Source organism: Pseudomonas sp. 2,4-D, from assembly GCF_030418155.1.
Taxonomy (GTDB): Bacteria; Pseudomonadota; Gammaproteobacteria; order Pseudomonadales; family Pseudomonadaceae; genus Aquipseudomonas; species Aquipseudomonas alloputida.
The window spans coordinates 1-12,866 of sequence record NZ_JAUHUI010000006.1 but is presented as its reverse complement, the minus strand read 5'-3'; the positions used below and the strand labels follow the sequence as shown (position 1 = coordinate 12,866).

The following is a 12,866-nucleotide window of genomic DNA, read 5'->3' as shown; positions in this document are numbered from 1 at the left end:
AACCCATTGAACATATGTGGGAATCTTCCTACAAGACCGAGACAATAATAAACACAACTAGCACATGAACATCCTACAGCCCAACAGGGAGTTGCGTACCGATGTCTAAAAATACGGGATCCGTTGCGCCGAAAGAACGCGTCAATATCAAGTATGTCCCCGCTACCAGCGATGAGCAGGCTGAGGTGGAGCTGCCGCACAAGATGCTGGTGCTGGGCGACTTCGGCCTGGATGACAACCGGGCGCTTGAGGACCGTCAGGTCATGCGCATCGATAAACATACATTCAACAGCGTGTTGAACGACGCCAACGTGAGCCTGGACGTAAAGGTACCGTCCAGGCTCGGCACCGCCCCGGATACCGAACTGGCCGTCCACCTGCAGTTCAGGTCCATCAACGATTTCGGGCCGGACCGGATCGCGCGCCAGGTGCCCGAGCTGAACAAGCTGCTGGCGCTGCGCGAAGCACTGGTCGCCCTGAAAGGCCCGCTGGGTAACGTCCCGGCCTTCCGCAAGCAATTGCAGCACCTGCTTAACAACGAGCAGGCGCGTAAGCAGCTCGCCCAAGAACTGGACCTGGTGCTAGAGGCGCCAGAACAAGATTGAGACAACGGAGCGTCCACATGCCCAAGCCAAGCAGCACCGCCATCACCACAGACGCAACGGCCGACACATTGAGCAATGCCACCTTGCTCGACCAGATCATGGCAGAAACCAAGCTGGTGCCTGCTCAGGAGGGCTACCAGATTGCCAGGCAGGGCGTATCTGCCTTCATCACCGAAATCCTCAAGAGCAATGACCCGGATCAACTGATCAACAAGCACCGGGCCGACCAGATGATTGCCGAGATCGACCGAATGCTCGGCAAACAGATGGATGCCATTCTGCATCAGCCTGAGTTCCAGCAGCTTGAATCATCATGGCGCAGCCTGAAACTTCTGGTCGACCGCACGGACTTCAGGGAGAACATCAAGCTTGAAGTCTTGCATGTCACTAAAGAGGACCTGCTCGACGACTTCGAAAATGCTGCTGACATTACCTGCAGCGGTATCTACAAGCATGTTTACACCGCGGGTTATGGCCAATTCGGGGGAGAGCCGGTTGCGGCCATGGTAGGCAACTACAACTTCGGCCCCTCTTCCCCTGACATCAAGTTGCTAAGTTACATGGCCTCCGTTGGCGCCATGTCCCATGCCCCTTTTCTTGCTGCACCGGCCCCCGAATTCTTCAATTTGAACAGCTTCGAGGAGCTGCCTAACCTCAAGGAAATAAAAGACCTCTTCGCCGGCCCTCGGCATGCCAAGTGGCGCGCTTTTCGTGAAAGCGAAGACGCCCGCCACGTCGCCCTGACCGGGCCGCGCTTCATGCTTCGCTCCGCTTACCACCCGCAGGAACAACCGATCGAGAGCTTCAACTACAACGAAGACATCGCCGGGCAGCACGACAACTACCTATGGGGCAATTCTGCTTTTCTGTTAGCCAGTTGCATCAACGACAGCTTCGCCCGCTACCGCTGGTGCCCGAACATCATCGGCCCCCAATCGGGCGGTGCTGTCGAAGACTTGCCGGTCCATCTGTACGAATCCCTGGGCCAGTTGCAGGCCAAGATTCCTACCGAGGTGCTGATATCCGACCGCAAGGAATTCGAACTGGCTGAAGAGGGCTTCATCGCCCTGACCATGCGCAAAGACAGCGACAACGCCGCGTTTTTCTCCGCCAACTCGGTACAAAAGCCCAAGCACTTCCCGAAAACCCCTGAGGGGCTGCAGGCCCAGACCAACTACAAGCTGGGTACCCAGTTGCCCTATCTGTTCATCGTCAACCGGCTGGCCCACTACATCAAGGTGCTGCAGCGCGAGCAGATCGGCAGTTGGAAAGAGCGCCGTGACCTTGAGTCCGAGCTGAACAAATGGATCAAGCAGTACGTCGCCGACCAGGAGAATCCGTCTGCGGACGTTCGCAGCCGCCGGCCGCTGCGTGCCGCCCGTATTGAGGTCTCGGATGTTGCGGGTGACCCGGGCTGGTACCAGGTTTCGCTCGCCGTACGTCCGCACTTCAAGTACATGGGCGCGAACTTCGAGATTTCCCTGGTCGGGCGGCTCGATACGCAATGAGTGGTCTTTTTGATCGCCTGATGGTGGACCAGTGCACCCGCCGGGAGGCCTCCCGACGCGAGAGCGCTTCCCACAAGTTCGCCGCCATCAAGCGCCACCTCGAAACGCTGCTGAATGCCCGTCAGGGGTGCTCCCAGAGCAGCCCTGAGCTGGGCCTGCGCGACTTCAATGGGCATGACGTGAGCAACGGCGACTTGCTTGTGCAGGTGAGCGCGGATATCCGCCGCACCCTCCAGCGCTTCGAGCCGCGCATACAGGTACGCACGCTCAACGCAGTGCCCGATACCCATGCCCCGCTGGAGCTGCATTTCAGGCTGGATTGCCTGGTACAGGTCAACAACCACGCAGAGCAGCTGCAACTCGAGCTGCTGGTCGATGGCCACAACCGCTACACGCGCGTGAGGTGACCGATGTCTCTGAGAGACCGTTTCAGTGAAGAACTGCGTTACCTGCACGAACTGGGGAACGACTTTGCCAAGGACAACCCACAACTCGCGCGGTTACTTGGCAAAGGTGCCAGCGACCCCGATGTCGAACGCCTGATGGAAGCCTTCGCGTTCCTGACCGCCAAGCTACGGCTGAAGCTGGAAGACGACTTGCCAGAGCTGACCCATCCCATGCTGCAGTTGCTCTGGCCGAACTACCTGCGCCCACTGCCCAGCGCGACGATCATCAAGTTCAGCCCGGTGAGGCAATCCCTCAGCCAGTCACAACGCATCCCAAAGGGGTCGCGGCTGTTCTCGAAACCGGTAGACGGCGTGGCCTGCGAGTTCCGCACCTGTACAGCGGTCAACATTCATCCGTTCGAGATCGACACGGTGGCAGCCACCCAGACATCCGACAGTTCTGTGATCTGCATCGGCCTTCAATCACTGGTTGAGCGGCCGTTGAACAGCCTGGGCTGTACCAGCCTCGACTTTTACCTCAGCGGCGATACCCGAACCGCTCGCACGCTATACCTGTGGGTTTCTCAATATCTCAACCATGTCAGCGTGACCATCAATGGCGAGGTTCGTCGGCTGCCGGCAAACAGCATCGCATTCCCAGGGTTCAGCTCCAACGACGCCTTGCTGCCTTACCCACAGAACGTCTTTGATGGCTATCGCATCCTGCAGGAATACTTCGCGTTCCCTCAACGCTTCCACTTTTTCAGCGTTACCGGCCTGGAAAAAATCTGGCCAGCTCATGACAGCCAGCAGGTACACCTTGAATTTCACTTCACGCGCCAGCTACCCGACTCGCTGCGTGTCGGCAAAGCAGATTTCAACCTGTTCTGCGCACCTGCGGTCAACCTGTTCCAGCACAGCGCCGAGCCCATCGACCTGTCCGGCAAGGACGCCATGGTTCCACTGAAGCCCAAGGGCACAGCGCCGCACAGCTACGAAATCTTCAGTGTCGACCAGGTGATCAGCACCCGAACGACGACTGACGGGAACACGGGTGAGCACCTTCGGACCTTCCGTCCCTTCGAGTCATTCGCCCATGAAATCGAGCACGTCCAGGGGCGCACGGCGCTGTATTACCGCTGCCAGCTGGAAGAATGCCTGCACGGCAATGGCGTCATGCATCGAATCGCCTTTGTCCGCGCCGACGCCAACAGCTACATAGGCGAGCTGGAAACCGCGTCCATCGACCTCACCTGCACCAATCGGGACCTACCGCTGGCGCTAGGCGTGGATGACATCAACGTCCTGAGCGAACTTACGCCGCCGCTGGCCACCTACACCAATCTCTGTATCCCCACCCGCCCCTGTCGCCCGGTGCTGGACGGCCAGTTGCAGTGGGCATTGATCTCCAACATGTCGCTCAACTACCTGTCCATGCTCTCGGTAGAGCCGCTGAAAGCGGTGATCCGCGCCTACGACTTCATGGCCCTGCACGACATCCAGCAGGCTCGCACCACCCGTAAACGCCTGGAGGGTATGCGCGACATTCATACGCAGCCCATGGATTGGCTTTTCAAGGGGCAACCCATTCGCGGCCTGCACACCCGGCTGAAACTGGACCAGACCGCCTTTCTCTGCGAAGGCGATTTGTACCTGTTCAGCTGTGTGCTCGCGCACTTCTTCGCCCTGTACGCCAGCATCAATTCCTTCCACCAGCTGGAAGTGATCAACACCACCAATAATGAGCACTACACATGGCCAATACAGACCGGCAAGCAACCGCTGATCTAGCCGACAAGCTGCTCTGCAAAGCGCACCAGTATAACTTCTTCCAGTTGCTGGAGCGGTTGCACGGGCTGCATGGCGATGACCTGGAGCCGCGTTGGCCGGACAAGGCCACCCGGTTGCGCGTGCGCCTGGCCTGCGACCCACGGCTGACCTTTCCTGTATCGGACGTGTACAAAGCCCAGCGAATGCCCGCTGAGGACGAGCGCTACCGCATCGTTGCCACGTTCCTGGGGTTGCACGGCACCGATTCGCCATTGCCCACCTATTACCTGGAACAGGTGGCGTATGAACATGCGCATGGCATCGGTGTACGGCCGGCCTTCTTCGACTTCTTCAACCACTACCTGCTCAGCCTGTTGCACCGTATCTGGCGCAAGTACCGCTATTACATCCGCTTCCAGCCAGGTGCCAGTGACGGGTTCTCGCAGTACGTGTTTGCCCTGCTTGGGCTTAACGACAAGCAGTTGCGAGGCGACACGGCGCTGCCCTGGAGTCGCCTGCTCAGTTTTGCCGGCGTGATCGCCAGCCGCAGCCGTGCGCCGGGCACTGTGGCCGGCATCATTGCGCACTGCTTCGACCTCAAGCAGGTGCACATCCGCGAGTTCGAGACGCGATCAGTCGGCACGCCGTCCAGGCAGCTTGCAAGGCTGGGGCGGACCAACGGCCAGCTGGGCAGCACGTTCATGATTGGCAGCCGCACGCGCACTCGCAGCAGCAAGTTCACCATCGTGATCAGCGAACTCGACCAGACGCAGCTGCGGGACTTGCTGCCCAGCGGCATCAACTTCGGCCGTTTGCGTGCACTGATCGACTTTCTGCTGCGTGACGGGCTGGCCTATGACCTGGAACTGCGCCTCAAGCAGAGCACGTTGTCACCCTTCTGCTTGCACCGCAGCCAGGCCGCATACCTGGGCTGGACCAGCTTCGTCGACGACCGGCATGGCCAGATCAGCCCGGTTGTACGTATCCGGGGGCGCACATGAGCACAGTCACCTTGAGCATCACCAACCTCGACCAACTGCAGCACGGCGTTACTGCTCGCTACCTGTTCGATTGCAAGGGCGGCACCATCGGCAGCGGGCGAGCAAACTGGCGGATCAATGACCGCGATCAGGCCGTTGCGCCCATCCACTGCGAAATCCGCTGGATCGAAGGCAGCTTCTGTGTGATCGACCACTGCCACCGCACCTACGTCAATGGCAGTGCCAACAGCCTGGGGCCGCTTCCACCCAGGCGCCTGGTTGAGGGTGACCAGCTTCTCATTGGTGCCTATCGCCTACAGGTTCAGTACTCCCAGGGTCAGGCCTGCACACGCTCGCTGGAGGACCTGTTCAACCCGGAGCCGAGGATGCTCGACCGCCTGCTAGCCGAAGGGCCTGCACCCGCTTGCCCGGCACAGCCTTCTACCCCACAACCAGCCGTCGAGATCTGCTCGGTCTTCAAAGCAGCCATGGGGAATGACCCTCTGGCAGCGCTGGACGCAGCAGACGGTGAAGGGGCACTCCGAGAAAGCCCGCTGCAGCGCCTGATTGCCGGAGCATACCCATGAAGCCTCATCCACTTCTGCTCGCCACCCTGCTGCTTGCGCTGGTCGTGCCCACCGGCTGCACCTCTTTGAGCAGAATGAGCCAGGTGGCCATGGACCACTCGTTGCCCATCGGGCCGCCCAAGGATCACCCGACCGAGATCGCATTCAGCATCAATGCCAGCCCTACCCTCAACGGCAATCCGAACAGCCTTGAGGTCGCAGCCGAACAGGATAGCGCCCTGGAGCCCAGCCCCTACGCTGTGACCCTGAGTGCTGGCGACCCCTATGCGTTGACCGAAAAAATCGGGGTTCTGTTCGAATACCTGCAAGCGCAATTCCCGGCCATGTCCACCGTCGAGCTGGACGAAGAAGACGATAGCGACCCGGCGCGCTCGCCTCTGGAGGAAAGCGGCCCCGGCAGCTACGACGACCCTCAGGTGGCGTTGACCTTGCCGCGCACCACAAGCGTTGCCTCAGCGCTGGTCGCTACGCCCATTGCCATCACGATCCTGCAACTGCGTGACGACTCACTGCTGCGCAACACCGTGTACCAGCTACTGGAGCAGGACCCGGCCAAGGCGCTACGCAGTACCTATATCCGTAGTGACGACTACCTGCTGCGCCCTGGTCAGTTCAAGTACATCCCGTTCGAACCCATCCACGCCGAAACCCGCTTCGTTGCGGTGATTGCCGACTACCGAGGCCATGAAGACGCCAGTTGGCGGCAAGTACTGCGCATTCCGCCGCGTGGCCGCCAGATCATGCTGTCGGTGTTGGTCAACGACACGCACATCGTGCTCAAGGAAGAAGACTGATGGCGCCTCATCACCCTTTGCCCTTCCTGCTTACTCACGCTGACACGGAGCGCCCATGAGTTCACGCAATCCCGTTCTCTGGCCCGAAGGCCTGTTCGTCAAACCACAGCATTTCCAACAAGCGGCCAGAGCCAGCGAAGCAGCACTGCACCAGCGCCTCGCCAGCCTCAATGCAGCCTTCTACGGCTTCAGCGAACTTCAGTTGAACGACGAATACCTGAGCCTGGGCAAAGTCGCCATCACCCGGGCGCGAGGTGTGATGCCGGACGGCACGGTGTTCGACATTCCCGCCGACCTGCCGCCACCGCCGCCGCTGGAAATCGGCGACGACGCGTGCAAAGACAGTGAGGTGTATCTGTGCCTGCCGCTGCGTACCGATGGCGGCCGCGAAGTGAGCTGGCCCGACAATGCAGCCAATTTCCGCTATACCGCCCAGGCACAGGAAATCAAGGATACCCACACCGCTGACGGTGACCTGGTGCAGGTAGACCTTGCGGTGCCCAACCTGCAGCTCAAACGCAAGACCGAAGACAGCAGCGCATACACCCGCCTGGCCCTGGCACGTATTCTGGAACGGCGCCCCGACGGCAGCCTGCAACTGGACGAAGCGTTCTACCCCACCAGCGTTTCGGTGCGGGCGGTGCCAGCGCTGCAGCGGTTTCTTGAAGAAATCACCAATACCTTGCGCGAGCGGGCGCGCGGCCTTGCCACGCGGATTGGTGCATCGGGCCAGTCCGGGATCGCCGACATTCGCGACTTCAACCTGTTGCAGGCCATGAACCGTTGGTGGCCATGCTTCCAGCATCTGGCCAGGCAAGCGCAAACGCACCCCGAGCAGCTGTACCTGTGCATGAGCCAGGCCTGCGGCGAATTCGTCACCTTCACCGACCAGAACAGGCTGCCGCAGGAGTACCCCGCCTATCACCACACCGCACTGCGCACCTCCTTCAAACCGCTGGAAGACACCTTGCGCCGGTCTCTGAGCACCGTCTTGCGGCCGCGCGCTGTTTCACTGCCGCTGGAGAGCGAACAATTCGGCGTGATGACGACCACGCTGGAAGACCGCCGGCTGATCGACGAAGCCGACTTCATCCTCGCCGTGCGCGCCAGCATGCCACCACAGGCGTTGCGCCAGATGTTCATCCAGAAAGCAAAGATCACCTCACTTGAGTCACTAAATGACCTGGTGCCGCTGCAATTGCCAGGCATCCCTTTGTTGCCTTTACCGGTAGCGCCCCGCGATCTGCCCTTCCATGCGGGCTTCAGCTACTTCGAGCTGGACCGACGTGACCCGGCCTGGGCGTGCATGAGCAAGGCGAATGGCTTCGGCATCCACATTGCGGGCGACTTCCCAGGGCTTGAACTGCAGTTCTGGGCGATCAGGAGTGAGTGACATGGGAAAAGACAACAACACGCCCACCGATGAAAACAACGCTGCAGTCAACGCGCTTGATTCAACCCTTGAACAGCCAGTACCCGCCCCCCGGGCTGCGGCAACCAATGGGCAAGCATCCACGGACAAACCCGAGCCAGAGCCCGTTTCCGAAGGCTACCCCGCTGACCCGGAATTTCAGCTGCGGGGCGGCTTCGCCAACCTGATGCTGGATGCCGCATCACCGTTGTTCGGCTTGGTTATACGCCTGCGTACGCTGGACGAGCTGCCGAACATCCAGGACGTGCACCAGCAAGTACGCAGCCAGATCGACAACATTCAGGAAGAACTGCGCCAGCACGGTTACGAGCCGGCTCAGTTGCTGGCGTACTCCTACGGTCTGTGCCTGTTCATAGACGAGGCCGTTATGGAGCGCCCCTGGGGCAAGAGCAGCTGCTGGAGCCAGGAGCCGCTGCTCAGCATCTTCCACGACGAGACCTGGGGTGGGGAAAAAATCTTCACGTTGATTACCCGCCTGATGCAGGAGCCCAAGCGTTACCAGGACGTACTTGAGTTCATGTACTACGCCCTGTGCCTTGGGCTGAAGGGCAAGTACGCGCTCGCGCCGAAAGGCGAAGAAACACTCAACGCACTGATTCACCAACTGCACGGGATCATCCGCGAACTGCGCGGCCCTACCCCCGAAGAAGTCTGCGACCCCTACACCAATGTGGCCCCACGCAACTTCCGCATGAGCCGGCAATGGCCCTGGTGGAGCCCCTTGGTGATTTCCGCCATCGCCATGGCGGTGGCCTACGGGATCTACAGCTACCGCCTGCACCTGATCACAACCGAGGTGCTGGAGTCGCTGAACGGCATTTTGCAGCAATAGCCAACCGTGACACAGCACCACTGAATTCAACGAATTCGCGAGGTTTTTGCCTCGCTGACAAGCCCATCGTTTCCGATGGCCACGCCACCCGTGGTGCGCGTGCTTTACCCACATGGACGCAGGAGTAACTGCCATGCCAACACCCGCTTACATCAAGATCGTAGGCCAGACCCAAGGCAACATCACCGCTGGCGCCTTCACCGCTGACTCCGTCGGCAACGTGTTCCAACAAGGCCATGAAGATCAAATTCTGGTTCAGGAAATCAAGCATGAGGTGACTACGCCCACTGACCCCCAGAGCGGTCAACCGAGTGGCCAGCGCGTGCATAAGCCTTTCATATTCACCAGTTCACTGAACAAAGCTACCCCCCTGATGTATCAGGCACTTGCCACCGGCGAAATGCTGCCAACGGTCGAGGTCAGCTGGTATCGCACCTCGTCGGAAGGCAAACAAGAGCATTTTTTCACCACCACGCTCGAAGACGCCACCATCGTCAGCATCAATACCGTGCTTCCCCACGCACTCGACAAAGACAATGAAAACTACACCCAACTGATTGAAGTGTCCCTGGCTTATCGAAAGATCACGTGGGCTCACGATGTAGCCAATACCGAAGGCTCTGACGACTGGCGCAATCCGATCGCCTGATCTAACTGAAACGTCCCAGGCAGGCGCGCTGCCTGGGCTTTTCGAATACTCAGAAGGCCGAAAGGATATTTATGCCTAGCCAATCTGAATTACGCTACAGCTTTGAACCACTCGTGGGCAACACTGAGTTCGAAGTGGTGTCGTTCAAGCTCAAGGAGGCGCTCAGTCAACCGTTCACGTTGACCCTGGACCTCATCAGCTTCGAACACGATGTCGACTTCGGCCACCTGCTCGACAAACCCGTGCTGTTCACCATCTGGGACGATGGCCGCCCCGTACGCTACGTACATGGCCTGGTCAGCAGCTTCAGCCAAGGCGAGAGTGGCTTCTACCGTACTTACTATCACGCCTTGGTCGAACCGCAACTGGCCCGCGCCAGGCTGCGCTCGAACTGGCGCATCTTCCAGCACAAGACCGCCCCGCAAATTCTCGAGCTGATGCTCAAGCGCCAGGGCATCGACCAGTACGAAATACGCGCCAGCCTGGACCACCAGGTGCGCGAATTCTGCGTTCAGGCCGGTGAGACGGACTTGGCGTTCATCGCCCGCCTGGCGGCCGAAGAAGGCTTCGTCTATCGCTTCGAGCACAACGAAAAGCGCCATAAGCTGATCATCACCGACAGACTGCAGTCACTCGGCCTGATAAGTCACGGTGTCATCAAACACGAGGACGACGCCGAAGGTTTCTACCGTGAGCGTGAACCGTCAGCCCCAGACACCGTGCTGTACCATTCCAACCACGGCGGCGACCAGCCTCAACCTTGCCTAAGGCGCTTGCGCTACAGCGAGCAAGTGCGTACTGCACGGCAGGTTCAACGCGACTACACCTTCACCCACCCGGCCTATCGTCAGGAACACAGGGCCTCGGGCCCCTATCTTGAGCACCAGTCCACGGATTATGAGTGCTTCGACTACCCCGGCCGTTACAAACGCGATGCCGTTGGCAAGCCGTTCACTGAAAACCGCATCACCGGCTTGCGCCATGACGTGCGTATTGCCGAAGTGCAAGGCGACGATGTGCGCCTGCAACCAGGCCTGAGCTTCACCCTGACCGGCCACCCGCGCGAAGACCTGAATGTGCATTGGCGGGTCAGCACGGTTCGCCACGAAGGCAGCCAGTTCACCAGCCTGCAGGAAGAAGCTGCCGGGGCCGACCAGGGCACACGTTACGAGCAAAAGGCGGTACTGGTGCCAGGCAGAACCGAGTGGCGCCCAGCTCCGTTGCCCAAACCCCGCGTTGACGGCCCGCACATGGCAACCGTGGTGGGGCCGCCCGGTGAAGAGATCTACTGCGACGAATGGGGCCGGGTCAAGGTCAGCTTCCCCTGGGACAGAGAAAGCCAGGACAACGCGTTCAGCTCCTGCTGGGTGCGCGTATCCCAAGGCTGGGCCGGCGGCAGCTGGGGCTCGATGGCCATCCCACGGATTGGCCAGGACGTGATCATCCACTACGTCAACGGCGACCCCGATCAGCCGATGATCACCGGCCGTACTTACTGCGGCAACCAGCTGCCACCGTACGACCTTCCCCGTCACAAGACCCGCATGACCATCAAGAGCCAGACCCACAAGGGCGATGGCTTCAACGAGCTGCGCTTCGAGGACGAACTGGGCCAGGAGGAAGTGTTCATTCATGCCCAGAGGGACCAGAACAATGTGGTCAAGCACGATGAGACTACGCAGGTCGGCAATGACCGCAAAGAGCAGGTCGATAACGACGAATCGATCCTGATCGGCCACGACCGTACGGAAACGGTTGGCAATGACGAGCACATCACCATCGGGCAGGACGCCGCGCTCGACATCGGCAGAAACCACACGATCAGGATCGCCAAGGACCGTGTCGAAAACATCGGCAATCACCGTCACGACCAGATCGCCGCCAATCACCACACCCGTATCGGTGGCAACTTCGAGCAACGGGTCGAAGGGCATGCCGAGCTGGAAGCCCGTGGGGATATCCGTAGACGTACTCGCCGTTATGAACTTCGAGCATCGGAAGCCGTGGTCATCCAAGGCCCTGGTGGCTCCATTCGAATCGACGAAACAGGCATCACCCTGGACAGCCCGACGATTCGCATCACCGGCCAGATGCTCAAGTCGGCAAATGGGACGACAAGCCCCTTTTCCATCAGCAGTGCACCGAACACCGGCAAGCCTCTGGAGCGCTTGTGTGGGCGCCGCCCTGATGGTTCCTGCCCCCTGCCCGATTGCCGCTGTATCCGAGGGTCAGGCCAATGACTACACCGTCATCAGCTGCTCCGCGCAGCGAAGACTTCGCTCATAACTGCCGCTTTCTGCTGCTCATGACCAGAACAATCGAGTACTGGGCCTATCGGCCCATCCCGCAGGAGGGTGAACTGGTTCCTGCTTATGCCCCATCGGTAATCGACCTTATCAACGCTGTCAGCCGGAATACTCAAAAGGCATGGTTATGGAAGAGCAGCGCCCTGGATGACCGTCATGAGTTTGGGCCTTTGCTGGTGGACGTTGCAGGCGCTCACGAGCTGCTTGCCCATGCAATCACGACCTGGATGCCTATCGGTGGAGCCATCGCGCTGGATGCCGAGGTTGGCCTGACAGCGCTGGCAGACCACTTCACCAGCCTGGTGCAGGTCGTGCTCCCTGACCAGAGCGTTGCCACTCACCATGTCACACCGGACCATCTTGCAGCCTGGCTGAATGCGCTGGACGACGACCATCGCAAGGCCTGGCTTGGCCCGGTGTCTCGGTTGGCATGGCGAGTCAACTGGGGGCCGGCTCATGAGTGGAAAACACACGAAAACAAGCCGATTGCTGCCCGCTCAAAATCAGAACTGCCTTTGACCCTCCAGCAGCTTGAACTTGATCGGCTGCAAGCAGGCATGCACGAGCACTTTGTCCTCTCATTGGCGCATGAGGTCTTGGCCATGCCGCCCCATGCCAACCATACCTTGGCGGACATACGCCTATGGATAGAAACACTCCTGCCGCAACTGAGAGCACTCAATTTCCGGAGCGAGGAAGTTGCGGGCCAATTCATTCGGCTGCTAGCCGGGCACATGTGGCTGATGAGCAATGACAAGGCGGGAAAAATCTACACCAACCTCGAAGAGTCGCCCCAGGCCCGCCTTCGCGAGCTCCAGGCACTGGTCGAAAGCAAGGAGCCTGCCCATGACTAACGCCTCCGTAAGCAGCGCCACCTCCGGCCCTGCCTGCAGCGCACGCGTGCCCATCCTGCCAGTGCGCTACGCCATCGTGCCCCGCACCGGCGACGCCCCCGCCTGCCGCTATGCCGATGCAGGCTTCAACCTGGAACAAGGCTTCCCCACGCTGCAGCACTCG

12 protein-coding genes are annotated in these 12,866 nt (G+C 60.0%); all 12 read left to right on the top strand.

Going from position 1 to position 12,866, the window contains the following annotated elements; all coding sequences use genetic code 11:
- Positions 1-101 precede the first annotated feature (101 nt).
- The 12 genes from tssB to QYE47_RS06805 all read left to right on the top strand — a co-directional run bounded on the left by tssB (position 102) and on the right by QYE47_RS06805 (position 12,703).
- A complete protein-coding gene (gene tssB, locus QYE47_RS06860) occupies positions 102-605 on the top strand; it encodes a type VI secretion system contractile sheath small subunit (RefSeq protein WP_014591436.1) in 504 nt (167 codons plus the stop codon).
- Positions 606-622: 17 nt separating this feature from the next.
- The gene (tssC, locus tag QYE47_RS06855; protein ID WP_019436866.1) at positions 623-2,113 is read left to right on the top strand and encodes a type VI secretion system contractile sheath large subunit; all 1,491 of its coding nucleotides are present in this window, start codon (positions 623-625) and stop codon (positions 2,111-2,113) included.
- Positions 2,110-2,520: a type VI secretion system baseplate subunit TssE gene (gene tssE / locus QYE47_RS06850; RefSeq protein ID WP_010953542.1), complete on the top strand. Its 411-nt coding sequence runs from the start codon at positions 2,110-2,112 to the stop codon at positions 2,518-2,520. Before tssC ends, tssE begins: the two co-directional genes overlap by 4 nt.
- 3 nt (positions 2,521-2,523) lie before the next feature.
- Positions 2,524-4,290, top strand: coding sequence for a type VI secretion system baseplate subunit TssF (gene tssF, locus QYE47_RS06845; RefSeq protein ID WP_019436868.1), 1,767 nt, complete (start codon positions 2,524-2,526; stop codon positions 4,288-4,290).
- Entirely contained in the window at positions 4,254-5,270 is a 1,017-nt protein-coding gene (gene tssG / locus QYE47_RS06840) for a type VI secretion system baseplate subunit TssG (RefSeq protein WP_070383806.1), read from the top strand. Before tssF ends, tssG begins: the two co-directional genes overlap by 37 nt.
- A complete protein-coding gene (locus tag QYE47_RS06835; RefSeq protein ID WP_070383805.1) occupies positions 5,267-5,836 on the top strand; it encodes an FHA domain-containing protein in 570 nt (189 codons plus the stop codon). The genes tssG and QYE47_RS06835 overlap by 4 nt, the downstream gene beginning before the upstream one ends.
- Positions 5,833-6,630, top strand: a complete 798-nt coding sequence (gene tssJ, locus QYE47_RS06830; protein WP_019436871.1) for a type VI secretion system lipoprotein TssJ — start codon at positions 5,833-5,835, stop codon at positions 6,628-6,630. Before QYE47_RS06835 ends, tssJ begins: the two co-directional genes overlap by 4 nt.
- A 55-nt stretch (positions 6,631-6,685) precedes the next feature.
- Positions 6,686-8,023, top strand: coding sequence for a type VI secretion system baseplate subunit TssK (gene tssK / locus QYE47_RS06825; RefSeq protein WP_019436872.1), 1,338 nt, complete (start codon positions 6,686-6,688; stop codon positions 8,021-8,023).
- A gap of 1 nt (position 8,024) precedes the next feature.
- Positions 8,025-8,894, top strand: a complete 870-nt coding sequence (gene icmH, locus QYE47_RS06820) for a type IVB secretion system protein IcmH/DotU (RefSeq protein ID WP_070383804.1) — start codon at positions 8,025-8,027, stop codon at positions 8,892-8,894.
- 133 nt (positions 8,895-9,027) lie between these two features.
- On the top strand, positions 9,028-9,543 hold the full coding sequence (locus tag QYE47_RS06815) for an Hcp family type VI secretion system effector (RefSeq protein ID WP_070383803.1): 516 nt from the start codon (positions 9,028-9,030) through the stop codon (positions 9,541-9,543).
- Positions 9,544-9,614: 71 nt separating this feature from the next.
- Positions 9,615-11,783, top strand: coding sequence for a type VI secretion system Vgr family protein (locus QYE47_RS06810; RefSeq protein WP_070383802.1), 2,169 nt, complete (start codon positions 9,615-9,617; stop codon positions 11,781-11,783).
- Positions 11,780-12,703, top strand: a complete 924-nt coding sequence (locus tag QYE47_RS06805; RefSeq protein ID WP_070383801.1) for a DUF4123 domain-containing protein — start codon at positions 11,780-11,782, stop codon at positions 12,701-12,703. Before QYE47_RS06810 ends, QYE47_RS06805 begins: the two co-directional genes overlap by 4 nt.
- Positions 12,704-12,866: the final 163 nt, after the last annotated feature.